This is a genomic window from Bradyrhizobium sp. PMVTL-01 (assembly GCF_051861855.1).
Classification (GTDB): Bacteria; Pseudomonadota; Alphaproteobacteria; order Rhizobiales; family Xanthobacteraceae; genus Bradyrhizobium.
This window is the reverse complement of record NZ_CP193982.1, coordinates 2,507,494-2,533,739: the sequence shown is the minus strand read 5'-3', so window position 1 is coordinate 2,533,739 and position 26,246 is coordinate 2,507,494. Positions and strand designations below refer to the sequence as shown.

General features: G+C 57.7%; 14 protein-coding genes, 2 pseudogenes and 1 riboswitch. Of the genes and pseudogenes, 7 read left to right on the top strand and 9 right to left on the bottom strand.

What is annotated here, in order from left to right; all coding sequences use genetic code 11:
- Positions 1–268 precede the first annotated feature (268 nt).
- Positions 269–3,022, top strand: a complete 2,754-nt coding sequence (locus ACRQ5Q_RS11360; protein WP_439399786.1) for a DUF5695 domain-containing protein — start codon at positions 269–271, stop codon at positions 3,020–3,022.
- Between the two features lie 208 nt (positions 3,023–3,230).
- Here ACRQ5Q_RS11360 and ACRQ5Q_RS11355 read toward each other — a convergent pair.
- Positions 3,231–3,773 (bottom strand): annotated as a pseudogene (locus tag ACRQ5Q_RS11355) (class I SAM-dependent methyltransferase); the annotation flags it as partial.
- An 899-nt stretch (positions 3,774–4,672) separates the two neighbouring features.
- Between ACRQ5Q_RS11355 and ACRQ5Q_RS11350 the strand changes: the two are divergent.
- Entirely contained in the window at positions 4,673–5,509 is an 837-nt protein-coding gene (locus tag ACRQ5Q_RS11350; protein ID WP_439397780.1) for an outer membrane protein, read from the top strand.
- Between the two features lie 1,261 nt (positions 5,510–6,770).
- Here ACRQ5Q_RS11350 and cysN read toward each other — a convergent pair.
- The 5 genes from cysN to ACRQ5Q_RS11325 all read right to left on the bottom strand — a co-directional run bounded on the left by cysN (position 6,771) and on the right by ACRQ5Q_RS11325 (position 14,126).
- Complete coding sequence (gene cysN / locus ACRQ5Q_RS11345) at positions 6,771–8,654, bottom strand: sulfate adenylyltransferase subunit CysN (protein ID WP_439397778.1); 1,884 nt, start codon at positions 8,652–8,654, stop codon at positions 6,771–6,773.
- On the bottom strand, positions 8,654–9,553 hold the full coding sequence (cysD, locus tag ACRQ5Q_RS11340) for a sulfate adenylyltransferase subunit CysD (protein ID WP_439397776.1): 900 nt from the start codon (positions 9,551–9,553) through the stop codon (positions 8,654–8,656). Before cysD ends, cysN begins: the two co-directional genes overlap by 1 nt.
- A gap of 272 nt (positions 9,554–9,825) precedes the next feature.
- Entirely contained in the window at positions 9,826–10,926 is a 1,101-nt protein-coding gene (locus ACRQ5Q_RS11335; RefSeq protein WP_439397774.1) for a sulfotransferase family protein, read from the bottom strand.
- Between the two features lie 926 nt (positions 10,927–11,852).
- Complete coding sequence (locus ACRQ5Q_RS11330; RefSeq protein ID WP_439397772.1) at positions 11,853–12,038, bottom strand: hypothetical protein; 186 nt, start codon at positions 12,036–12,038, stop codon at positions 11,853–11,855.
- 1,497 nt (positions 12,039–13,535) lie between these two features.
- Positions 13,536–14,126 (bottom strand): hypothetical protein, encoded by a 591-nt coding sequence (locus ACRQ5Q_RS11325; RefSeq protein WP_439397770.1) that lies wholly within the window; start codon positions 14,124–14,126, stop codon positions 13,536–13,538.
- Positions 14,127–14,227: 101 nt separating this feature from the next.
- On the opposite strand from ACRQ5Q_RS11325, the pseudogene ACRQ5Q_RS11320 reads away from it, so the two are divergent.
- Positions 14,228–14,415: pseudogene (locus ACRQ5Q_RS11320) on the top strand (IS3 family transposase); the annotation flags it as partial.
- Between the two features lie 833 nt (positions 14,416–15,248).
- Here ACRQ5Q_RS11320 and ACRQ5Q_RS11315 read toward each other — a convergent pair.
- The 3 genes from ACRQ5Q_RS11315 to metE form a co-directional block, all read right to left on the bottom strand.
- Positions 15,249–15,455: a hypothetical protein gene (locus ACRQ5Q_RS11315; RefSeq protein ID WP_439397769.1), complete on the bottom strand. Its 207-nt coding sequence runs from the start codon at positions 15,453–15,455 to the stop codon at positions 15,249–15,251.
- A gap of 1,340 nt (positions 15,456–16,795) precedes the next feature.
- Positions 16,796–17,002, bottom strand: a complete 207-nt coding sequence (locus tag ACRQ5Q_RS11310; protein WP_439397767.1) for a hypothetical protein — start codon at positions 17,000–17,002, stop codon at positions 16,796–16,798.
- A gap of 526 nt (positions 17,003–17,528) precedes the next feature.
- Positions 17,529–19,874, bottom strand: a complete 2,346-nt coding sequence (metE, locus tag ACRQ5Q_RS11305) for a 5-methyltetrahydropteroyltriglutamate--homocysteine S-methyltransferase (RefSeq protein ID WP_439397765.1) — start codon at positions 19,872–19,874, stop codon at positions 17,529–17,531.
- Between the two features lie 101 nt (positions 19,875–19,975).
- Positions 19,976–20,178, bottom strand: a riboswitch (cobalamin riboswitch).
- 1,010 nt (positions 20,179–21,188) lie between these two features.
- On the opposite strand from metE, the gene ACRQ5Q_RS11300 reads away from it, so the two are divergent.
- From ACRQ5Q_RS11300 to ACRQ5Q_RS11285, 4 genes are all read left to right on the top strand, one after another.
- Positions 21,189–21,911: a nodulate formation efficiency C protein gene (locus tag ACRQ5Q_RS11300; RefSeq protein ID WP_439397764.1), complete on the top strand. Its 723-nt coding sequence runs from the start codon at positions 21,189–21,191 to the stop codon at positions 21,909–21,911.
- Between the two features lie 1,422 nt (positions 21,912–23,333).
- Complete coding sequence (locus ACRQ5Q_RS11295; protein ID WP_439397762.1) at positions 23,334–24,059, top strand: thermonuclease family protein; 726 nt, start codon at positions 23,334–23,336, stop codon at positions 24,057–24,059.
- An 8-nt stretch (positions 24,060–24,067) separates the two neighbouring features.
- Positions 24,068–24,811 carry a carbonic anhydrase gene (locus ACRQ5Q_RS11290; protein WP_439397760.1) on the top strand — a complete coding sequence of 248 codons (744 nt, stop codon included), beginning with the start codon at positions 24,068–24,070 and terminating at the stop codon, positions 24,809–24,811.
- Positions 24,812–26,035: 1,224 nt separating this feature from the next.
- Entirely contained in the window at positions 26,036–26,227 is a 192-nt protein-coding gene (locus ACRQ5Q_RS11285; protein WP_439397759.1) for a hypothetical protein, read from the top strand.
- Positions 26,228–26,246 lie beyond the last annotated feature (19 nt).

Below are 26,246 nucleotides of genomic sequence, written 5' to 3'. Positions count from 1 at the left end.
AAGCCGCGCAATGTCGATGGGCAGCGCTCGGCCGAATACCTCAGGCGCGCCGTGGCTTTGTCGTCGACTGGGTCCTTGCCATGGCAACTAGGCCCAAGAGCAGCTTGGCCTCCTTGCGAGCGAGCTTTGGTGTCCAAGGGCACCGAGAGCGCCGATGGTGACGAAGCGGTGCCAACCGAACGCTGGGCACTTGAGAAGGTATGTCGCTTTGTCGCATTGACGGCGCGCGCGCGTTTACGGTGGGAAACGGCACGCCTTGATCATCCGTATGGAGCGATACCGGATAGGGTTGATGACGAAGACTAAAGGCATATCTAAAGCCTGTACGTATACGCGTCGTACGATGCTGTTGGGCAGTAGCTTCTTGGCTAGCGCGTTCTTTGGGGGGGTTACGGTGCCTACACCCAATCGGCCGCAGCGCAAGGTTGCCATGATGTTGAAGGCGGCCGACTCTCCCTTCGTCGTTGGGTGCACACAAGAAGGCATTACCTCCTTGCGTTATCGTAACGATGTGTATGACACGGATTATGTTCTGCCCGGAGCAGCGCTGGGGACGGCTCACGCTAGAGTTCGGCGTGCCGGGTCCGAGTGGCATACGCTTCGAACCGGCGTTGATGCAACGAAGCCGATGCATAGCGCGGCCCTTGAACTAGCAGCCCGCGATGCCGACGTCCTTCTCACGACCCGCCTCGCAGTCGACGAGGCTGGATTGACGTGGGAGATCATGCTGCGGAACGACGGCATGGCGAGCGTGGAGGTTGGCGATCTCTATTTGCCCATGCCGATGAACACCGAATTTCCGGCGAGGCAACCGGTATCGCTGGCGGTTTTGAAGCACAGCTTCGTCTCAGGGCATGGATCGCACATCTTCTGGATTCGCGGCAACAGCACCGGTCCCTTCCTCATGCTCTTACCGGAAGCGGACACGTCACTGGAATATTGGGATGTCCACAACGATTCGGCCGAAGCCAGTGGAACGTGGTGCGCCTACATCTTGGGCGGGGCGGCCGCCGGCGAGGCAGTGGCGGGCGGGACTCGCTGGCGACAGCCGACCCATTCCCTGTCCCTGCCGCCGGCCGAGCAACGGCGCTACCGTCTCCGCTTCCAGTGGGTTGCCGATTATGAAGCGGCGCGCAGGGCTATCGCTGACGCCGGTCTGGTGGACGTGGAAGTAATGCCGGGCATGACGGTTCCCAATGACCTGCATGTCGACATCGCGCTCGCGTCCTCCATTCCGGTGGAGCGAATCGAAGCGGAATTTACCGGCGACACGGTGGTACAACGGTTGCCGGATCGGGCTGGCAGGCGCCTGTGGCGGGTTCGCTTTTCGCGATTGGGCGAGAACCGGCTGACCCTGCACCAGCCGGGTGCGCGCCAGACCTTTCTTGAATTCTTCGCTACCGAGCCCGTCGAGACGATGATGAAGAAGCGCGCAACCTTCATCGTGAAGCGACAGCATCGTAACCCGTCCAAATGGTACGACGGTTTGTTTGGCGAGTGGAATATGGAGACCCAGGTCCTGCTTGGCCCGGACAATTACGACCGGATCAAGGGCTGGCGCATCTACGAGGTGACGTGCGACGATCCCGGGCTGAGCAAGCCCGCTTACCTCGCGACCAAGAATGCCGAGCATCCTGATGTGGCGGAAGTGGCGGCGCTCGATCGGTATATAGATACGTTCGTCTGGGGAGGGCTGCAACGTACCACACAGGAGGCATACGCCTACGGCCTCTACGGCATACCGGATTGGAAGCAGAACAGGGAAAGCAGCGATCCCGGCCCAAAGGGTCGCCTGCATATCTGGCGGCCTTATGACTATCCGCACATCTTCGCGATGTATTTGGCCATGCACCGCATCGCGCGTGACCATCCCGCGATACCCACCCGCCAGAGCGCACGAGATTATTTGGTACACGCCTACGGTACGGCGCTGGCCATGTTCACGGTGCCGAAGCGCGTGGTAATGTGGTCTGCCTACCGCACCGGCTTCTACAACGAATGTGTGATCCCCGAACTGGTCTCGGCGCTCACGACGGCGGGCTTGACGCGCGAGGCGGCGACGTTGGAGGCGCACTGGGCGCGTAAGGTGCGCGCCTTCGTCGATCCCAAGGCGGACCTGTTCGCGTCTGAATATCCGTTCGATTCCACAGCCTTCGAATCGACTCAGGCACTGGCGCGCTCGGCCCTTGACGACCCTGTCGCCATGGGGGTTTCGAAGGCGGCAGCGCGTGCCTTCGCGGAGCGTCAGATCGCTGCAAATCTGTTCTGCCGTGGCTGGCTGGAACCTGCTTATTACTACCTGGGCAGCGATTATCGCGCCACTGCGGGCGACGCCTATACGCTGACTTACATGGCGCAGATGGGTGGCTGGGCGCTGCTTGATCATGCGCTCAACGATGCAGATGACCCACATCCGCTCCTTCGTCTCGGCTATGCGTCACAACTCAGCGCGTGGGCTTTGCTGAACAGCGGCCCTGCGTCGGCGGGTCATGGCTATTGGTATCCGGGCGAGGAGAATGACGGCGCGGCCGGTGGCGGCTTCGAGCCGGCGCCGAGCGGGACCACATGGCTCGGTCAGCCGCATCACCGTGGATCGTGGTATTACTCGTGCGAGATCGACCTGGGATTTTGTGGGGCGGTCCGCGCTGCTGCGACGATCGTTGCCGACGATCCCATCTTTGGGCAGGTTTGTCACGGTGGCATCATGGAGACGTCCGCTCACACCCTGCGTATCTGGCCACGTGATGGCGTGCGGAGACGGCTCAACGTGCGGCTCCAGTCTCTCCGATTGGACTTGGTGCTGCTCGACGCCCGATTCCGGGCGGATCGACCGATCATTCTGAATTTGGGGGAGGGGTGGATCAGCCTTACGCCTGAGCCCTTTGCCCCATCTGCATCGGGAGTGTCGTTCGAATTGCGGTACGATGACGGGAGAAAGCGCAAGGAAGTCGTCGATATCACGGACGGCCAGCTCGTCGTCCGCTTGCCTGGGGCGCGCTTACCGCGGGTTCAGGGCCGTTAGACTCTAGTGTTGCCGATTATGGGGTGCGATCGGCACTTATGGCCTGCTGTTCCACGCGGCTTCCGAGGCCATAACGATCATCCCCGAAATCCCGAGCATCTCGGCGCACGTATCCGCATCACCGCGGTGCTGCATACCTCGGGTTCGGCGATAACCCACCATCCGACCAGATGCGAGTCGTGCCCCGTGACTGCCGCCATGGCGCTTATCGATTGACCGGCCAAGTTTTGCGGCCCTCCTCATCGGAAATCCAGTGCGCATGCGCCGCATGCCTTGAGGATCGGATGCTCAATCGTAAAGACAAAATGGCCGTCAGGAACCAGTGCTTTGCGGATCACATGCACGAGGCGGCCAAATCCTGAATATAGTGAAAGGTTAGCGCGCTATAGGCGCGGTCGAAAGCCGTCTCAGGTAGGTCCAGCGTGTCGAGATCGGCGATGCGATACTCGATGGCCGTTCCGCTGTGTCTCTCCTGGCCACGCTCGATCATGTTTTGCGACAGACCCAGAACCCAGGCCGCGCCCTGCTCGCGCATCCAGCGCGAGGCCCAGCCGAAGCCACATCCCAGATCGACGACACGTTTCCCGCCCAGATCGGGCAGCATAGCCCGGATCGCGGGCCATTCAGGGGCGCCGTCCAGCCCATGCACCTGTCCGGGCAACTGGTTGTAGCCAGCGAAGAAATCGGGATTGTCGCAAATATTCTGCGCCTCTACTCGGCTTTCGCTCTGCCTCGGACGGTTCCTGCAGATCAAAACAGAATTGTCGTGCGAGGCGTCATGATCCTACTCAAATCAAGCTACACAAAAGGCATCTTCAATTGGCCGGACTTCTCGCGCCCAAAAAACGAAAGCCGGGGCTCCCGTGATGCCACGGCGTACATCCGGCCGCGACAACCAAGCGACAGTTAGCACGCGGTTTTCGAAGAAAATGTGACCTTCGCGTCGTCGTTCTTGAATATCGGTCGATTTGTACTTCGCACGACGATAACGCCGGGCATTGTATTTCTGTCCAAGACCCACGACCAGGCGAGACAACGGATTCCTTGCCACTTCGCGCAGAGACTTGCCGAAGGGTTCGTTGATTGATTTGGACCGATACTCTGTGGAGTGACCCAGAACGCGTAATCGCCGGAGTGACCTGTGAGAGCCTCGTCCTCAACCCGCAGGGGCAAGGATATCGTCTGAAGACTAGAGCGGCGTCAAATGAAGAGTGCTCTCGATGAGACCGCTCGGGAGCACAGATCGATCTCAAATATCTTCGAAGCGACGCAGCCCGTTCCAGCACTGTCTTTCCATCTGTTGAGGCAGCAAGGCTTCTGGTAGCCAAAGTGAGACCGGCGCATCGTGCGCTTCGGCCCATGACACCGCGTTAGCCAAGTATTGCTGGGCAGTGGCCGCGCGGCTGTCGGTATTGAGACAATGTCAGCACTTGGCGATACACGCCGCGACGAAGTGCCTGCAAATCCTGCGAATTCAATTCGGCACGCGACTTGCTCTCTTTGCGGTATCATCACCAACCGCAGTGCGATGGTCTTCGGGACGGATTCGGCGCGTGTCGCTGTTAGCGTCTGCTCCGACCCGACGGTTTGCTGCGGCGATAGCTTATGGACGCTCGGTTATGGACCGAGAAAATGCAGGGGACGTGTTGAATGCGATCTGGAGTTCTTCTTTTGGGGGCCACGACAATTGCGCTCGTCGCAAGTGGTGCCGGCAATGCGGCAGACTTTGAGCCGGAAGTGAAACTGCCACCGGCGGTGTGGAATTGGTCCGGAGGCTATATTGGCGGACACGTCGGCGGCGGGTACGGCCAAACCTCCTTCAGCAATCCCTACGGCCCGTCAATCTTTGGCGGCATCGTCGATACGCCGACGTTCCTCGCAGGTGGCCAGATCGGCTACAATTGGAAGAAGAACGGCTGGGTGTTTGGCGTCGAACTCGATGCCAGCGGTGCTGTGTCCGACGGCACAAATACCTGCCTCGCGTCGTCCGGCTTTGTCGTGGGTGCAAACTGCAAGGCAGGTCCGAACGTCTTTGCCACCGCGACCGGTCGTGTCGGTTACACGTTTGGCGCGTCGGGTGGCACACTGGCCTATCTCAAGGGAGGCGTGGCTTGGCAAAACAATCGGGGCGACGTCGTCAATAACTACGAGTGGGGCCTATCGCCACAGGAGAAAACCCATTTTGGCTACGGTCGCATCGGCGGCATCATCGGGCTGGGCGTCGAGCAAGCGCTTACGCCCGCATGGTCGGTCACAGCTGAGTATGACTATCTGAATTTCGGCGGCCCGAGTGTCGCGACACCTCCGACGGGCGATGCCGCCGGGATCGTCGCGCCTTTGATTAGGCATGGCACACTCGATCATCGTCCTTCGCGGCCGAAGTCTAATGCGTTTGCTTGGGACTTGATACATTTGCACTCCGTCGCTTGCTGGAGGATTTGCCACGCTAATGACCGTGTTGGCGATTTCGGAGATCGTACAACTTGACGTTACGGGCGTTTCAACCCTCTCCGGAGTTTTTCTCGCGCGAATTTTTCCTCACGTACTCCCATTCGCAGCGACAGGCCGACGCAGGCAGCGGATCTTGGATCGCTGCCCGGTCAGCAAGGATCAGTCGAGACCTTTCGGCGAGCGGCCTTAGACAGAGCATCTCGTCCTGAATTGCTAGGAGTACGTCGAGCCGAGTCCAGCCCATCTTGAAAGCGATCACTAGGCTGGCAGCATCTCTCGGCACTACACGACCGCTTCGCCGCGAGACGTCTCACCGAGTGGCGGCGGTCAGCATGTTGTGGGTTACGGCGGCTCCAAACCGTGGCCGGCGAGCAGGAGTTTCCTGCGCACCACCAGCACCCGGTGCGCGCAAGTACCTCGCCAGTGAGACACTCTGGTTTGGAGATAGCTGCACTTCCGAGTCGTTCTGCTCTCTTCTGCTCTGCAGGGGCCGCTCGATGATGCCGTCCGAGGCGGTCTACAGCGCGGTCGAGCACGTTGACGGTTGACCACAGCGGATCATCAAGACATCAGTCTTAGTCGCTTGCCAAGGGTTCGGCCGTGCCCATAGCCGCCTTCATTCGACACGATGGAAGGCGGAACGAAGCATGATCCAAACACGCGGCGGGAGCTCCGTAGGTCAGGATGGCTGATGTTCGCGGCAGCATTGCCTCGGATACGAAGGTGCGGAGCGTACGCCGACGGTGTTCGCCCACGAGCGGCGGCCAATAGGGAGTAAGCTTGTCGGACGTTACCATGACCGCGACAGGATGGGTCCTGACCGAATTGATCAATATGCCGGGAGTAAGTGCAGGCTCGTCGGATAGCCAGCTCCCCGGAAATCGCCGCACGAGCTTCGTACTCCGAAGGTTAAAGCCAGCCGAGTCGCGGGGGCCTTGAAGGGAGCTATGCCTTCCTGCTGGCCGCAAGCAGCAAAAGCGCCAAGCGAAAATTCAACCTGGCGGAAGACGGACTTCCTCTCAAGACTTTCTCACCGCGTCGTAAATTCTGACCTGCAGCATGGGACGGCGTCTCTTGAGCTCCTCGGCTTTTGACCATGCTCCATCTTTGCTCGCGTACTCGGTTTCGAATTGGCCATCCACTTCGAGCACATAACCGGAAGCTGGCAGCACACGAGTTAGTGCGACCATTTTGTTCCTTTAGAGCGAAACGTTCGGTCGCAGGCCCGCCTCAGCCACATCGCCTGAGCCGTATCAGCGGCATATCCTACGAATCGATGACGCGGTGTGAGGAACATCTAACCATCAAGAATTGAGCACGCCATCAAGAAATCCACCACCGTCTTCGCTGAATGCTCTAGGGTCTGCTCCATGGTCCTGAGATGAATGTCCGGTGTTACCGGTGCTTCGTAGCACGCGTCGATTCCGGTGAAGTTCTTGATCTTGCCTGATTTCACCTTTGAGTACAGCCCTTTCGGGTCTCGCCGCGCGCATTCCTCGATCGGCGTATCGACAAAGACTTCTATGAACTCTCCCTTGCCAACCAGGGTGCGTACCCTGTCCCGTTCGGCTCTGGTGGGCGAGATAAGCGAACAGATCACGATCAAGCCGCTGTCTGCCATCAATTTGGCAACTTCACCGACACGCCGAATGTTCGCCGCGCGATCCGCCTCCGAGAAGCCCAGATCCGCACTTAATCCGTGCCGGAGGTTGTCGCCATCCAGCAGCATTGTATGCCGCGACATCGCAAACAGCTTTTGATCAACGAGATTGGCAATCGCCGACTTTCCTGCACCAGACAGGCCGGTAAACCAGATGACGCAGGGCTTCTGATTCTTGAGCGCGGCGCGCTCCCTCCGATCCACGGATAGGCCTTGCCTAGCAATATTCGCAGCCCGGCGTAGCGGAAAGGCAATCATGCCGGCCCCGGCCGTACGATTGGTGTATCGATCGATGAAGATAAATGATCCGGTCTTCCGATTGACGTCGTAGGGATCGAATACTGCGGGCATTGTGGTCGCAACATTACAGAAAGCAATCTCGTTCAGGGAAACCATCCCGGCGGCCAGATGCTCAGAAGTGTTGACGTCGATCCGATGCCTAATTTCGGTAATGCTGCCGGCAATCGTCTGCGATCCGATCCGCAGGACGTAATTGCGTCCCGGAGCGAGCGGCTCCTCGTCCATCCAGATGACATAAGCAGCGAACTGGTCGGCGACCTGCGGTTGATCGTCCGGGCGTGACAGAACGTCGCCACGGCCGATATCGATTTCGTCTTCCAGTGTAATGGTCACCGCATCCCCGGCTTCGGCACCGACAAGGTCGCCACCGTGGGTCACGATCCGTTTGACGCGCGTAGTCCGTCCCGACGCGGCGACGATGATCTCATCCCCCGCCGAGATCTTCCCGGAAGCCACCGTCCCGGCATAGCCTCGAAACTCCGGGTTCGGCCGGTTCACCCATTGTACCGGAAAGCGGAAAGCCAGGCTTGCGGTCCCGGAGTGGATGTCAATGCTCTCCAGATATTCAAGCAGGCAGGGGCCATGATACCAGTTGGCGCGCGCGGAGCGGTCTACGACGTTGTCGCCATCGCGGGCCGAGATCGGGATCGGAACGATCGAGGTGAAGCCGAGACCGGCAGCAAAGGCCAGATAGTCACGGGCGATCCGATCGAAGCACTCCTTATCGTAAGCGACAAGATCGATCTTGTTAACTGCCAGCACGATATGCCGAATACCGAGCAGCGCACAGATAAAAGAGTGGCGGCGCGTCTGAACCATCATGCCTTTGCGGGCATCGATCAGGATAATGGCGAGCTGGGCTTGCGAGGCACCGGTAGCCATATTGCGGGTATACTGCTCGTGGCCAGGAGTGTCGGCCACCATGAAGGAGCGCCGCGGCGTAGAGAAGAAGCGGTAGGCAACATCGATCGTGATGCCCTGCTCCCGTTCGGCCTCGAGGCCGTCCACAAGCAGAGCGAAGTCGATGTTATTCCCGGTGCTACCGTATTTGATGCTGTCGCGTTCCAGCGCCGTGATCTGATCGTGGTAGATCATCTTGCTGTCGTGCAGCAATCGGCCGATCAGCGTCGATTTGCCGTCGTCCACCGAGCCACATGTGATGAATCGCAACTGATCCTTCGTCCGGGCCGGGACCGGCTCCATTGTCGGATTTGTGCACATCAAAAGTAGCCTTCCCGCTTCTTCTTCTCCATTGAAGCGGCTTCATCTGTATCAATGAGGCGCCCGTGGCGCTCCGACACAGTCGCAGTTTGCATTTCTGCGACGATACCTTCGATCGTCGTCGCATTGGATTCAATTGCCCCGCTCAAGGGATAACATCCAAGGGTGCGAAAGCGGATCATCCGCATTTCCGGCGTCTCGTCGCAGTTAAGGGGCAATCGCTCGTCGTCAACCATGATCATCGCACCATTTCGATGCACTATCGGTCTTTGTTTTGCGAAGTAGAGCGGAACGACCGGAATTTTCTCGATCATGATGTATTCCCACACCTCAAGCTCGGTCCAGTTTGACATCGCAAACACGCGCATGGTTTCGCCCTGGCGAATCCGTGTGTTGAACAGGCTCCAGAGCTCCGGCCGTTGGTTACGGGGTTCCCATACGTGTCCGGCCGAACGGAAGGAGAGTATCCGTTCTTTTGCGCGACTCCTTTCCTCATCGCGCCGGGCTCCGCCAAAGGCGGCATCAAATCCGTGGAAGTCGAGCGCCTGCTTCAGGGCGTCGGTCTTCATCACCTGGGTATGGAGCGCGGAGCCGCAATCGATCGGATTGATCCCACGCGCGACGCCGTCCTTGTTGACATGGACAATCAAGTCGACGCCGAGTCGCCTGGCTGTTGCGTCTCGGAAGCTGATCATCTCGCGGAACTTCCATGTCGTATCGACGTGAAGCAGTGGGAAAGGTATTTTTGCCGGGTAGAACGCCTTGATCGCGATGTGCAGCATCACGCTTGAATCTTTTCCGATGGAGTAAAGCATGACGGGCCTTTCGAACTCGGCGACCACATCACGCATGATTTCAATCGATTCAGCCTCGAGACGGCGCAGATGCTTCGGCAGCATATATCTTTTTTCCGTGAGGATCTCTATTCTTCGCCGCTCTATGGCTCCCTAGAGTGGCGATATCCGCGCCAGAAACGACCGGCGGAGACGCATGGCTCGTCCATCAGGTCAAGCCCGTTGGACGGCAGACTTACGGACGCGGCAGCGCATATCGCATTCTTCCGCTCGTGCGGCCGGCGCCACTGCGTCATACCTGATCGGGGGATCAGCGCGCCGATTAACGAGCTTGACTAAATCAACCAGCGTGTCTTGATCACAAGCATCCAGATTCCTTAGGAGATGCTGAGGATCTGTTCGAGCCGCGCGACCTCGCCTCGCAACATCTCGATAGCCACGTCTCGGTTTTCTGAAATGTTCCAAGAAGCGTGGACCGACCCTCCAGCGTGAGATGAGCCGGACAATCCTCCTGCCTTGGCACTTCGTAAATCCCACCAGGTTCGGAACATCCGATGATAGAGTTCGGTTATCTCCCGTCCCCTGTCCAGAACTCCGGCTTTCTGAACATGCAGCAGTTCCTCCTCATATCCGAGGTCTAGCAACAGCTCGGCACCGACTAGATCGGTCACGGTTTGCATCTCTTCGACGCTCAATTGAGATTGCCATGATTTGACAGAGCTTTCATCGATGGCGTTTCGTTCCAGGATTTTTCGATCCCCAAAGCTGCTGGATTGAAGATAATCTGCTCGTCCCATCCTCGCCGATGCGACGCCTCCTGGATCACAGCCGAGCCCTGCCAGTAGACGCTGGATTTCCTCGTCCGGATGCGCCACGAGCAGTTCGTATCGCACCAAATGAGTCTGCCGGCGAGTACGTTGCGCGGCGAGCCTAGGCAGACCCAAAACCAAATCGGCGAGTGAAGATATTATGCCATCGGGCAGACGGAGCATGAGCTCAGCGAGACTGGATACGCTGACCGGCCGCGAGCTTTCTGCCCGCAGTGGGATGCCCCACGTCGATTTCAGTGAAGCGGCGATGGCGTAGGGATTGCGCATCAAGAGGATGTGTGGTGCCTCTGGGTACACGGATTCAACAAAGTCGAGGACCGTCCAGTAGCGTGGTGTCTTGTCTATGATGATGCGCTTGCCCGCTCCTGCCAGATACTGATTGTATGCTGCGTCTGCAAAAGCACGGCTAGCGATCTTGCGATCTATCCGTCCCAAGAATTCGGAGGTTGCGGCCTCAATCAGTGAGCTGCCCGCCGGATGGCGCCGATCCACCCTGCCAAACGCTTCAAGCGCCAACATCAACCAGGGTTCAGGCGGAGCTACAATGTCCGGATGGAGCTGCAGCAAATGTGCCAGGAGTGTCGTCCCGGATCGTGGAAGACCGAGGAGAAAGCACACCTGAGGTGAACGACCAAGACGTCCGCTCATCGTTCAGACACTCGTGCTTGGCAAGCGCCCCCTGTCGGCGCTAGCTCGATTGGGTGGGATCACAGAAGGATAACTGCAATCGCTTCCCCGATTGCCCGACCCAATTAGACGAAATCAAGCAACAGCTCAATTGCACGAAGATTGATTGCGGATATGGGAAGGTTGAAAAGAACTATACCGACGTTTGCCGAGGGCCGCGCGCGGCATGGAAGATTGCTACCTTTAGTCAGAAGATGCATGTGCTGGGGGCATTGAAGAGGTAAATGCGACATGCACCTCGCTGAGGCTCGGCATATTCCAATCAATTTCGGCCTATGAGCGCAGTGCGACAAAGACGCAGACCATATCGTGGACATCACAACTGGCTAGGACGCAGCAATCTTCTCGCGCGGTAGCGATCCAGACTCACTTCCGGTGAGCGCCGCCCTTGGTCCGTCAACACACTGTATTATAGGTCGCGCCAGCTTGTTTTACACAAGCCCATTCGTCCAAACTGTAAGAAGTTAAGTTAGCGGACCTCGCAACGCTGCTCCTCCCTGACCGGGCTAATGAGTGTTAGATTGCTAGTGTTAGATTGATGTGGACCTGATTTAACAGGCCACGGGACTACCCGATCGGCAATCGCGAGCTTGGCCGCACCTCTAGTGACGGAGGCAGATTGTTCGGCCGTTCGTGTGGGAGATCCTTGACAGGGCTATAGCCGAGACAATGTCTCTGCTGCCGATATGGATGACGAGTGGTCACAACAACTGAGATCACAATAGTTCATCAATGAGATGGATGCTCGAGCCCCCCACCGCAACATTGAAACAGCATCCAAAAAATCCTCTCAGCGCGGATCGGCAAAACTAATTTGCGTCAAAATTTCCATGGGTGAGGGCGGCCTGCGAGCCGCCCTGCCGCGCCAGTACCAGCGCTGCCCAAAGCTACCGCTGATGTCCGAGTCCGATTCCAAGATTTAAGGCCTTCTGGCGGAGAGCACCGACGCTGCGTTTGGTCATCTTTGCTATTTTTATCACCGGGGTTCGGGCCTTCGAATGAACTTTGAGCTCCTTGATATCTGCCTTAGTCCATTCGCGCCGCTTAACGCGTTTATTGGTTGCTTTCTTCACGATGAATGCTCCTTTTGAGAGGAGCGGCTTGTAACATGGTTTTCTAGGCGCGACGACCGCAAAAAACAGGCAATATCATAGGAAGTCGCGCCAGGGTATAAGCTCGGTCACGTCTTCCCAGCGAGGCGTCTCGAGGGTGTGCAGCTTGTAGAGTTCATACAAACCTCGCCCTCTGAAACCCATCACAACCACAGTGTTTCTAAATTGAACTTCGCGACCTGGTCGTACATAACCAGCGGCAACGGTTAAGCGGCTGCCCGTGACGCCCGATATTGGTTTACGTGGGCTCAATCGCTTGCCGTGGGACGCTTTCTGCGCGCATTCGTTCCCAGCTGCGAAGTCAGAGAGGGCGGCTGCCCAGCTTTCAGGTCTTCGACCTCTCGCTCGACCGCCGCCTCCATAGTACCCCGATCCAAGTGTGCGAGCGTCTCGAGCTATTCCCTTCCCTCGTCGGTGATAATCCAGTACCCGGCCTTCCGCTCGATCAGCCTTTGGCCCAAAATATCGAGGCGGGGGCGCGGCTTGCAATGCGCTTCATACGAGCCGGCAACTCCGGGCCGCTGCCATAATAGATCGCCAAATGCTGCTTAACGACTTCGATGCTCCCCTGACCGTGCGGTTGGGCGGCAAGTCGCTTCAGTATAGACAGTTGAAAACTCAGGCGCACGTCATTGATTCAAGGAAAAGCCGGATAATGCTTATTTTGAGGTAAGCTCCAGAGCAGCGCGCCGCTTTTGAAAAGAAAGCTTCCTCCTTAAGCCCAATGCAGGACACCCACCTGCCGTCGCCAGGTAAGCAACGCTTCCGAGACGGCATCGGCGACGTCCTGCCAGAGTGCTCCGAAGGACGGTTCAGCACCAGATAGCTGCTTGACTAGGAGTTTGACGAGGTCTCAACTGCCGCCTTCGACCGACTGGAGATCAAACGACGCCGGTGGTAACCACGCTGTTGTACGTCCTGACGAATGACGGCGCTCACGGAACGAACCGCACGCTTCCTTCGCTTCCAATTGCCGTCCAATCCCGCGGGGATCGCAAAGCCTTTCGGAAGGACCAAAAGATCGTGTCTTTGGTTCAAATAAACGTCGAACATGTGGTGTCTCTTTTTGACGCGAGCGTAGATCGGCTGTTCACCGATTTGCTGATATCGAAGCAACAGTCTCCTTTCAAGTCACTGGACGAACAGATGACATTCAATTGCTCCCGTCCTGACACGTGAAGACCTCACGGGCACGATCGCGCCGCGAGATGTGAGCGCGTTCGTGTCCCAACTTACGGTCCACTGGAGGACACTCGACGATCGTCGACCTCCAACGCGGCGGAGAGTACATGTTAACTGGCTCAGCTACTTTGCGGCGCTGGGGAGCATACGCCCTAGTTTTGAATTCTGGCAACTAGGTGATCCAGCGTAAGCACGAGCACACCTTCGCCAGCTATCAGGCTCCAAAGCAGCGACTGTACGATCGTTGCTTCGGAACGATTACGTATATCGTCGGTGCTAGTTGAGGTAATCCTCCGGGCCGCCTTCCCGGACCGTGTCGAGAGTAAAGCAATGGAACCCCCCGCCAAAAATCCGCCTATGGCGGTGCCGAACCGGGACTACCTGAAAGCGATTGTGTTCGAGGATCCGAGCCAGTTCTGGGCAGGCGTCGTTGACTAAAACGACGTCAGGAGCGACCGAAAGGACGTTGATATCTATGTAAAGACTGGACAACAGAAGGTGGTCGTCATCGTCGTAAGTTGGGAAATTATTTTCGAGTGGTTCGGGCGCCACTATCATGTCCCATTTGCGCATTGCTTTTGGCAAATAATCGGCCACCTCGCGAGACCGCACGAGCAGCCGCCCAGGTGCAAGCGCTATGACCATGCTATCGATATAGCTATCGCTCAACTTGTAGGCACGGTGGATCCGAGATCTTCCCTCCAAATGGCGCTCTAGCCAATCACATGCCATCGCATGATTCTCGGTGGCGATATTTACGACGAGGTCGCGTCCCAGCCGCAAACACTGCGCACCATCCCACATCATCTCCAGGCCAACGTCATAGGGGATGCGTTCCGGGATTTGAAATCGGTTCCGTTGGGCCACCGGTCGTTGATAGGACGTAGGAACGGTCGAATGACCGGTCGGTCACCAACGGGCGCGGCATCACTGACCATCGCGCGCCTTGGTCGAAATAGGACGCGAAGCGGGCCGACTACAACGATACGCGACCTCACTCGCAACTCGGATGGAAAACACCATCGGAGTTTGCCTTCACACCTGCCCGCGACGGGATCTGGCGCTGCGCTATGCCGATGGCTCCGCACCAGCTCCCGTCGCTACGACCGCCCATTCGGGTAAATCCAACAGCCGGGGCGAACTCAGGACTGGATAAAACTTGGGGGCAAGGTCAGTCCAGGTAGCAGTCCTTGATCCGATGGCGGACCCGTGCGCCAGCTTGCGTACTTGCTGCCGCAGACAAGAGACGCGGATAATACCACTCCGAGCGGACCTTAAGGTTGTCATAAAAGAATAGATCGAAAGAGAGCTCGCGATCGTGAGCCGCATAATTAGTGGCTGTACCCACTATGACTTCCTTCAATCTCGACCACTCGTCGTACGAATTTAAGGCCACGCTTACCTCCTGGCAGCGCGATCTTCCGCTCTCTGCTTTTCCGAGATCTCGCTTTGCTCGATAGGTCAGATCGGCGCTACGCTATTGCCAGATACGCGCTCTACACCAGCAATTCAACCTATCTGGCTTGGGAGGTTCGCCACGGGGTGATGGCGTATTGGCCGTCCCTTCAGGATTCCAACACGACTGCCGAGGTAGTGCCGTTTCTATAAGTGGAGCGTGTGCCACAGTAAGGCTACCGCACGGAATGCAGCGAGCGGAAGTAAGCCTGATCTGGAGCGGAACCGCCAAAGTTCAAAGGGGACGCTGGCCATTCTGAAAGGCAAGGTACGTGCAATCGAGACGTGGGCGTCGGATACACGTGTCGTAGGCATGCTCGACGACCACGATGTCGCGCCCGGCGCCCAAGCCGTCCACGCTGATGGCGATGCCATGACTGGCGAGCACAACGGTCGCGGCCGAAAACTACGAGACTTAGTCGGTGTTGAATACTTCCGGCTTCGGTGGAACAATCGAGAAGTGCAAGGCCCTTTTCTTATTCAGGAGACCTCGTCCTTACGGGATGCTCGAAAGGCTGATGTGGACGGATTAGCTCATGCAGGCGGGGTTCGAAGCTCCAACACATCGGCGAAGATTGTCCAATCGCGGACTCTCTTTTGCCTGCAGAAATCGGTCTCCGCCTTCTGTGCAGCAGCACTCAGCGAGGCGGCATCGACCGTGAACGCTGCCTGGCACGCGCGATGCTCGCCCCCGGTATCGTCGCAGACGGTCTTAATAAACCGAACGTCAAATGAAGGCATGACCCCCTCTTCCTGTGGTTCGCTTATCCAATATCTGCCATTCGCCTTTAGAGTATTTGATTTGCCTCAAGCAGCATTCGAAGAGCTCTGACCGCTCCTCCGAAGACAGGTCCATAGCAGCGCGGCGCTAGCCTCCTGTTGTCGCGAAGAACCGCGATCGCTTGCCGGCTCATCGCGGCCGGATTTCTGATATGCGCCGACGGACGGCTATACGCGCAAACGATCGCGGGGCAACGCGCATCCCGATCTTGCATCCGACGGTCCACTTGCCGGCGCGACAGCAGATCCGATCATCAGGCTTGTCGTCGATGAGCCCGGTCCAGGAGTTCAGTTCCAAAGCTTAAGGGTGGGATCAGCGCCGGCAAGGCTACCGACAATGTAAGGCGGAACATCGATCGACGATTCGGGTGGGAGCAATGAGGAAAATGCTGTCGTAGCCCAATGGGCGTAAGTTGCGCCTCAAATCAACATGCTGGGCGCGTTGCAGAGAAACGCGAGGCGCTGGCGGAAGCGCGGGTTCGGACATGTCGACTGTCAACGCGGGCGTCTGCGGCTCGTTGTGCCCGTTCGAGCTCGACCAATCCCGAACGGGCACCACTTTTTGACCCGCATCAACGCTGCGGCGGCTGCGTCCTGATAAAAGTATCTTCCAGTAAGGTCAGAGGCATGGCAGACAGAAAGACTTGACGCCCATGATGCTTTCATGTCCGGGTACCAGCGACCGTTTTTTAGGACTGCTGCCAGGCGCAGCCGAGCCGCGGGCCAATGACCTGCACATGATAGGTTGCGCCGCTCGCAAGGGCGTATCTACTTTCTCGGCCTGCGGACCGGCCCGACTATCGGCTCCGAGCGGAGCTACGCTCTTCCTAACGCTGTTAAGCGAATCCGATGTCTTTGCGCTCTCGCTGGATAGGCTGCCGCGCGCGAGGGCGCAGCCGAGCTCACCCACACGCCCAGCAGGATGACACCGCAGGACAGGGAATGTCTCACCAATAAGGGACGTGACATGACAGAAAGCCGGACCATTTACCCCGCCGCCGGCCAGATTACTGGAGCTGCAGTCCGGTTTAGCTGGTGCAGTACAGCTACAAATACCAACAACCGAGTTCTTGAGCTGATCAGATCGATTCGACGGAAGCTCGGGCGTTCTTTCGTGGCGGAAATCCAAATATTTCAGTTCGCGAGTGGATCGCGTTCCGTTCACAACGGCGCATGGCCGATAGCCCTCTCGCCGCGGCTGACGCGATCGACACCGCGGGCCGCTCGCGCGATATCGGGCTGAGCCTGTCCGCGCGGAACCCAAGCAACGTGCGTAGTCTTCACAAGGTTATCTAAACTTGTCAACCCGCAGCAATGAACACCGACCAGGATCTAATGGCGATCTGATCTGGGAGCGGCTCGAAACGGTGCCGCCACTCGATCAGGATCTGGAGATTGCCGTGATCGAGGGTAATTCGATTCACCGGGTTGTGTTTCCTTGCCGTCGGGTCTTCGGCGGATGGATCAACGCGACTACCGGAAAGCACGTCGCCGTGCAGCCAACGCATTGGCGTATCTGGCCGGGATAGCGGCGCCTTCCTGCAAAATGGACCGGCGTGAGTTGGGTAGGGACCGGAAACGATGCAGCGTCGATTGAATGAGCGAGCCTGACGGGAATCATCTTCCAGCGGACCGAATCGTGGTGGGCACCTTCGCGGTGTCCGTCAAGCATGACTTTTCTCATTGCTGTCGCAACCGTTGCCATCGTGCTCATGGGCGACAAACGTCGGTGTAGATTTTTAAATCTCAGGCTGTACGGTCGCATACCGCCGCATAATTTAGCTGCGATGGACTTGTGCTTTATAATAGGCGCAGATCCTTCGATGTTGTCGCCTTGATCGACCGTTCGGCTATTCTCGCTCGGCGGACGAAAGTAGCGCGACGCGTCACCGTCGTTCCTCCGACCCTGCACCTTCCTCGGTCCACGAAGTGGGCCGGACATTTTTCTTGACGCCAGGGCTTGCCTCGACATTGTGGAAAGCGCAAATGGCCACAAGCGAATTAGCTTTGTCGAGAACAGACCCGGGCTCGGGATCAATGGTTTTGCGGATAGGCTGCAGCGCGCAGTTCGCGAGCGGCAGCGACCATGTTGGTTAGTGCAGGCCGGACCTCCTCCCATTTGCGCGTTTTTAGGCCGCAGTCCGGATTGACCCAGAGCTGCGAATCCCGCAAACGCGTGCGAGCTAGCACCATCAGCTCCTTCATTTCGCTCGCCTCGGGAACGCGTGGAGAGTGGATGTCGTACACGCCAGGTCCGATTTGATTTGGATATTCGTACTTCTTGAATGCATCCAGTAGCTCCATTTTCGAGCGCGACGACTCGATCGAAATGACATCCGCATCCATTGCAGCGATCGCAGCGATGATATCATTAAACTCAGAGTAGCACATATGTGTATGGATTTGCGTTTGATCGGCAACTCCCGATGAGCAGATGCGGAAGCAATCCCCGGCCCAATCGAGATATGCCTTCCAGTCTGTTCGGCGCAATGGCAATCCTTCGCGGAGTGCAGCTTCGTCGATCTGGATCATGGCCGCGCCGGCATTCTCGAGATCGCGGACTTCGTCGCGGATCGCGAGCGCAAGCTGACGGCAGACCTCGCTTCTAGGAATATCATCGCGAACAAACGACCAGTTCAGGATCGTCACCGGTCCGGTCAACATCGCTTTCATCGGCTTACTGGTTAGTGATTGCGCGTAGCGCCACCATTCCACCGTGATCGGCTTCGACCGTACTGCGTCCCCTAACAGGATCGGGGGCCTGACGCAGCGCGAACCATAGGACTGTACCCATCCATTCATGGTAAATGCGAAGCCGGCGAGTTGCTCGCTAAAGTACTGCACCATGTCATTACGCTCGAATTCGCCGTGCACGAGGACGTCAAGACCGATGTCTTCCTGCCAACGTACGGCGCGGGCTATCTCCTCCTTGAGGAACCTGTCGTATTGTTCGTCGCTCATCGCACCTCGCGCATGCGCCGCACGAGCATTTCGGACCTCTGTGGTCTGTGGAAACGATCCGATCGTCGTGGTAGGAAAATCTGGTAGTCCAAAGCGTTTCCTTTGGATCTCGGAACGGCGGGCAAATGGGCTGGCGCGCCGGCGCATCGTCTCGTCGATCGTCCTCATCCGGACAGCGACATTGGCATCATGGATCTTCGGCGAAGTCCGGCGGGCAGTCACAGCGCGTTCCGAATCGGCAAGAGCTAGCCCAACATTCTGGTCGCCTGCGAGTACCCGCCCCAGGATCGCAAGCTCACGCATCTTCTGAACCGAGAAAGCAAGCCAGCTTTTGACCTCGGACGTAAGCCCGGTCTCTAGTTCAACATCGACAGGCACGTGAAGCAGCGAGCAGGATGGAGCGAGCTGTACACGGCGCCTGCCGAGCTTCGCAATCGCTGGATCCAGCCGCTGACGGAGCGACGACAAGTTCGAGCGCCATATGTTCCGGCCGTCGATCACACCGAGCGACATGATGAGATCTCTTCGGCCCGCTGCAATGATTTGATCCAATAGCTCTGGCGCTCGAACAAGATCGAGGTGCAGGCCGGAAACTCGCAGATTCAAGGCAGTATTTAGATTGTCGCCTAACGCGCCGAAATAGCTAGCAACCATGATCTTGATGGCCGGTCCCTCCTTTGCGAACCGGTTATAGGCATGTAGCAAAGATTTTCGCGCCGCCTCATCGAGATCAAGGGCCAGGCAGGGCTCGTCAATCTGAACCCAACTAGCCCCTCGTTCGGCCAATTCATGCAGAACGTCGATATAGACCGGTATAAGATCATCCAAAAGGGCGAGGGGCTGGAACGCGCTATCGGCACTCTTGCCGAGCTTCAAGAATGTGACCGGCCCGATCAGGACCGGGCGGGTCTGGAAGCCAAGAGCCTTTGCTTCCTCGTACTCTTCAATGGGTTTGCGAGAGCACAGTCTGAACGCTTGTCCCCTGTAGAACTCGGGAATCATGTAGTGGTAGTTGGTGTCGAACCACTTGGTCATTCCCTGCGCGGGTGCGCCAGATCCCCGCGGGCTCTGACCGCAACTCGCATCCTGGTCGTCGCATTGTGATCCGCGAGCCATGGCGAAGTACTTCTTGAGCGAAACGGATTCTCCTTTCGAGGCGTAGATCTCCGGGATGGCGCCAACCATGGCACTTGTATCGAGTACCTGATCATACAGCGAGAAGTCGTTCGACGGAATGATCGTGACGCCGAGAGATTTCTGACGAGCCCAGTTCGCTGCGCGCAGGCCGGATGCGTCCTCGTGCAACTGCTGTTCGCTGATCTTTCCGGCCCAGTAGCTTTCGAGAGCGAATTTGAGCTCACGCCTTGGACCGATGCGCGGCGTTCCGAGCGTAGCGATTGGAAGAGAGCGAAGAGACATAGTGTCAACCCCTGTTGGGGACAGAGGCCGTGGCGGACGCAGGCAGGGGAGTCGCACGTGCGACGGCTGCTTGGCGCACCACCGAGACACCCCGCCCGTGGACCCAATATTTTGTCGGGGCAGGTCTCCTGGCTTGCTGGTCATCGCTGCTGTCCGGCCTTCCCGAAGCCTTGGAGGCTTCAGTGACATCGTTGGACAGCGGCTCGCCGCTTACAGTTGCGGGGGCAGCGCCGGCATTCGCACCGGCTTCCCTCTTAGCTCCGGATCAAATGGGCACCGGAGAACCTCGACGGCTTGGATTATCGGCAGGAGAACTCTTCCGTCAACCTCTCAGATTGTGTGCCAAGCCGATCTCGGACACCTGTTGGGCGAATGAGCGCGCAGGTGTATGATTCACCACTATCTAAAGACATTCTCTAATCAAAGATTCCGAAATCAGACATGTCTTTGTCAGATGCCTCAATGAGCATTAGAGGTGCCTTGAAGCGGTGCCGCACGCCAGATCGATGAAAGGGACAGAAGCAGCCTGCCGGCCGGGAGTACCGCTGTTTCGAGCGGAATACTGGCGATGCGGCTTCCGCTTTCCAGAAGCTCGCCCAGCACCCGTTGGCCAGCAGTTTTCTCGGACTAAAGGATCTACATCGAATAGGCCAGGGCACGTGGCGCAATCTAGCAACATTCGCGGGGCGAGGTTGATTTGGCGTGCCAGCCGGACTTCGAAGGCGGAACTCGGCTTTGTGTCGCTGGCAATCCTGTAGCTCGAACGCCGACGATAGCGATAGCGAACCGCTCGGTTTAAATGGCGGCAAACGCACTGCCGATTGTCATCAGGCACTTGGCATCGAGGCGTTCACCTCTTGCGCTAACTATCCAGCGCAGCACAGGGAAACGACAGCTGCGGCGGATACACTGAATGAAAACATCGAAACGGGCGCAGGTCGGAAAGTCGACAAGTGGGACACTAAATCCGTGAAAATTTGCGCCTATTGCCTGGCACGAAGAATGCAAGCCCTCGGCATGCCCAGTCTCCTCCTGCTGGGCATGTCCAGCTCAGCCAATTGACGCTGTCGCTCGCGAGGGAAGTCAGCGGCGCGTGACGTAGAGGGGAGCGCCTGCTGGCGCGGGAGTAGCGGGGTGCCCCCTCACATCTCGGGACATTTCTTACGCTCGCTCATAGCAGGTTCAAGGTCACCCGCTTTGAAAGATGTCTGGATGAGACCTGATAGGCTGAGCTTTATGAAGAGAATGTCTGGAAGACCAGCGCCATGGCTTTGCCTGGCCGGATTTCTAATCTGCCTCGCCTGGCCGGCTGCCATGAGCAACAGTATTCGCGCCAACGACAGCCCCCTTGTCGAACGACTCAAGTCAACTTGGCGATCGCAAGATGGTGAGACGATAGAACAAATCATCTCCAATGTTTCGATGGTGGCCCAGTTCGTCCCTCAAATGTGGGGCGTTGTTGAACTTGGCCAAAACGACTTTGTTTTCGTTTCGTGGACCAGGCATCGGGACAACAAATCAGACGAACAGTCCGTTATCGCCTGGAAAGTCGCGCCCGACGGTACGATGGAACTCGCCTCAACGTATGCGAAGCCGATCGAGTTGGGCTGGCGCGCCCTGGCGCTCTCGTTGATCGCCACTGAAGTCGCACATGCCGAACCGGGCGCTAATCTTAACTTTCTGCATGATCCGACCAACTTCAACTTTGTGACTACGCCGCAAGGCCGGCTTGGCGATCTTCTGCGGCACGGCCGCTGCACTATCGTCGATCCTGTTGGAGTGGACTACCTACCGAAGCGGAACGACAAGCCGACCGAGAAGGGTGATATATGGCGCGTTCTGCTCGTGGTGAACTGTAGTATCCAAGGACCACGTTATTTTACGTACAATGGGGTCATCTCATTCGAGAAGACTGAAGGACATGATTGGGAGCCACAATCCTCCTTTGCCAAGCGCATCGCGAAATTTCCTCCTGGCTCCTGGTTTCAACGCATCGAGCCAAAGGAAGAGGAAGACTTAGAAGAGCGAAGGCCTTAGTAAACCGTCGTGCAGCGCGACATCGCGCCGCAGCCCGTCCATGGCCGGGCGCGTCGGACCCAACTGCAAGACATACCCGCTCTGTTGTTTAGGGCTCCGCAACTGTCCGGCTGCCCTTTCTCTGAGACGAAAAGCGACGAGGAAGTTACCGCGAACGGGGCAGCGGTAGCGACCCCGGCATGCACGATGAGCGCCTGCCCATTTCCGAGTGCGCAGGGCGGGAAGCTCCGGGGCCGTACCGAGAACGTCGAGCACCAGACTGGCTCGGGCCCTAGCTTCCCTCGCACTCATTCGTCTGCACGCATCGATCCGGATTCGAAGCATGGGAAAAGCGCGTCTTTAGTTCTGCTCCGCCTGTCCTGGCACCGTCTCTGATTGCGAATTCGGCTCTGAGCCGTCCATCCACTTCAAGCGCGCAACAAAAGACCGGTACTTCCCGACCGGCCGCGACCATGTCATTCCAATCGTGCAGCGAGGTGCTTAAGTATGATGCGCAGCCTAAGTCGGCAACCGCACAGAAGCTATCCGCATCGAGTGCGGTGATGCGCAACGCGTAATGTAGACTCAAGCCTCGCACTGAATTGCATCAGGATGGTACTCGCGATTGTCCGAACACGTGGGCCGCCTCCCCTTCTCCGGCGCGTCGACGCCAAAGCCGCGGCTCAATGTCGACAGCCTTTACAATTGCTGGAGCAAACGCATGCTAATGCAGCGCTCCTGGGTATGCACGTTGAGATCGCGAGGAACGTCCCTACCAACGAGCGGCCGCCCGTCGCGCGGCCTCAGTCATAAATGATTCCGTCCTTAATCGTTTGGGAGGGAGCGCTTAACGAATATCGTGCAGCGCGGACGAGCCAAAAGCTCCAATGCGATTGCCATCAGCGTTCATCTGGTCGGGCGTAAGAAGGCACCTAATTTGTGCGGTTTGTTCAAACAAGAAAGGTTCATGTGCGCGGCGAACGTTTTACTGAACTTCATTGCGTCTCTTTGTAAATCCGTCAGAGCGATTCAGACCAGAACCTTCTTGAACATCTTTTTCCTGTCAACAACAACCACAGCAAGGTTGCTCCTCCACGCCTGACTGCACCGCGAGCGTCGAGGCTTCATAGTCGGCAATTTTGCAAAGACAACATTCCGACGCTCGGGTTTGTCTATCACCGCGAGTTCGGCGGGGCCCGATGCGGATCTTCTCCTCAGGTCGAGAGGGTACAGGGCGCTCCCAGTGAGAGAGCCGTCGATGCTCGAATACCGCCGCGCGCACTGCGGAAGAAATCTCTTGAACCTTACGCAGCGTCAGGTCGTAGCTTCGCGAAGCTCTCATAAAGCACGTCGAAAATGCCAGCCGGATAGCGGATATAATTCGTTCGGGCAGTCGACGGCACCGTATCGTGCGTGAACATGGACAGGAGCGAAAGGCTCGGGATGAAGCACCGCGGAATCATATGCGCATTGCTCGCTCTCATCACATCTCCGGTCTGCGCCGCGACAGTCAGCGGTGTTCCGCGCATCCTCGACGGCAATACTATCGAGATCGAGCACACCAACGTTCGGCTCTCGGGCATCGAAGCTCCTGAGACGGACCAGGTCTGCCTCGACGCCCAGGGCCGGAGATGGGCCTGCGGCGTAGCTGCTCGCGACGAGCTCATCAAGCATTCGAATGGGCGAACCTGGGATTGTCATACCCAAAGAACCGTTGAGTACAGGGGAGCCCACGGCAGCTGCTTCATCGAAGGCGAGAATGTGAACGCCTGGATGGTACGCTCGGGCTGGGCACTATCGGCTGGTGCATCTCGCCATACCTACGCTGTCTATGAGTTGGTGGCGAGCACAGCCCATGCGGGGCTGTGGTCGGGGGCGTTCATCGCGCCCTGGGACTGGCCTCGCCGCAATAGGGGCACGATTATCGTCGGCGCGACGTTGGTTCCGATCGACGCTCAGGAAGTCCTTGTCGGATCCGATCTGCTATCGGAACCGCCGTCCCCCGAGTGCCTGATAAAAGGCACTCTCGAGCGCCGCGGCGAGCGCTTTTATCACCTGCCAGGGCAACCCAGTTACGACCAAATCGACATGACGAAGAAACGCGGCGAACGCTGGCTCTGTAGCGAAGCGGAAGCCAAAGCCACCGGGTGGCGTAAGGCCGTGCGATGAGGCGACACATGCATGCAGCCTATTCTCCAGACATGCACCATTTAACCAAGATCGCGCGTTCGCGCCGGTCGCTGTTGGTGTTCGCTGCTTTGGCAGTTTCCCTGCGGCTCGGCAATAGCATTGTCGATGCGAAGGAAGCAAAAGGCCCGCCCAAGCCGGACAACCTGCTGGCGCCAGATGCTGCCCTAAACCGGCTGCTGAGGGGGAATGATCGTTTTGTCCAGGGCGCATCACGAGTCGACGATTTCAGGCGCGAGCGTCCGGTCTTAGTTGAGGGCCAAAATCCATATGCGGCGGTTCTGAGCTGCGCCGACTCTCGCGTGGCGCCCGAGCTTGTCTTCGACAGCGGACTAGGTGATCTGTTTGTCTGCCGCATCGCCGGAAACTTCGCTAATGACGATACGCTCGCCAGTATGGAATATGCGGTCGCAGTACTGAACACGCCGCTGATTCTTGTACTCGGCCACGATCATTGCGGTGCGATCGACGCCACGATCAAGTCTCTCCATCAAGATAAGCCGCCGCCGGGGCACATTTCATCCCTGGTCACCGCACTTGCTCCTGCAGTGAAAGGATCTCTACAGCAAGCCGGCGACACATTCGCTCACGCAACCCGACAAAATGTGATCGATAATGTCAACAAACTTAAATCGACGGGCCCGATTCTGAACACTGCAGTCGAGCAGAACCGATTGAAAGTCGTCGGCGGCCTGTATCGGATCGACACCGGCAAGGTCGATATTGTGAGCTGACGCTTGCACCTTCACACCCGCGGCAAATCATCTGCCCTCTGATGCAGACCTTCTCTTCTGCGCTAGCTGGGTTGGTCCATCCTCTGCAGCACATGCGCCGGATACCATCTGCTCCACAACATTCATCGCTTCGGGAAGCCCTTCGGTATGCGTGGCCTCGTAATTCTGCTCCTGTTCTACGCACTCATGTTGGCAACGCGCGGCCCGCATCAAGAAACGCACATAGCGCGTCCGACGGCATTCATGCCTCGAGATTGAGTTGCCAACCGAACAGAGGTGGTTCCACCAGCAGATCGGAATGAGAAGCATTGGCCTCTGAACTCCAGAGCACGCGACGATTACGAGAGCTTCTCAGCCCAGATCGGGCAAACCATCCATGGTCCTGCTTAACCAAGCTAAGCCAGGGCTGAAAATCACATAGAACCACCAGCACGACTGGCTGCCCTCCGCATCAGTGCCGGACATGCCTTCTTAGCGATTTAGCAGATCGCGACCTCGAAAAGTCAGCCGCTCTTCAATCATTTGTTAGGTCGTCTCGTTCGCCGCCAAGGATGCGGCCCACATTGATGGTGCCGTTGAGGGCACGGCTGTTTTTCGGCACGATTTCGCATACGCTCTGCTTGACATTCCACGCGATCGCATGCCCGTTGGACAATCTACTAACCGTCCTCCATGCCGAGTTCGATCTCAGGTTCTTAGTCCCTGCGGGTCTCGGCAAATGAGCTCGATCTATCCGCCTAGATGAATTCGGTGGGCCAGCAACAATGACTTAAGCGTCGCACACCGCGTCTGCAGTAGGAAATGATCTCGGGACCGAGAGCTCCTGGAATGAGGCTCTTCAACCAGACAGTTGCTCAGTGCGAAACAGAGCACTAGCTTCAGAACGTGAGGTGCCTGGTCTGTCGCAACGCTGGCGACTCTCGAAAAATCCCCCCGAAACCTGTCCGCAGCGCTTCATCTTCGCTGCATGTGCGGGGCACTCTTGCAATCACCTCTAACCTGGCTTGATAACGAAATTACAGCATCCTGAGCTCCGTGCGGTTGTTGAACACCTGCCGTCTGGAGGTCCTCTTCTAACCAAGCGCTCTCCCGCAGTCGCAGGAACAGCAAATTGGACATTTGTAGCGTCGGGAGATCGGAGCGGGCCCCAGTTTACCTTAAACATTGAAGGCGGTCGGCGGTCGGGGTTCGCCTCTGTCGTTTTGCCTGCGGGTAGTTGAGTTCATGACATTCGCGCCTGAAAGTGGACATGAAGACACGGGCATGCGCTGGCAGGGCACGCCGGAGTTGCCCCGCGCGATTCAGACAGAAACGGCAGACATGATTAATGGCACGTCGATTGCTGGGAAGATGGAAAAGAAGACACAGGCTTGGCGCCGTCTCAAGCACAACTCGGTAATTCCTAACCTAGTTTGACCCGGCTTGTCCCAAGTGT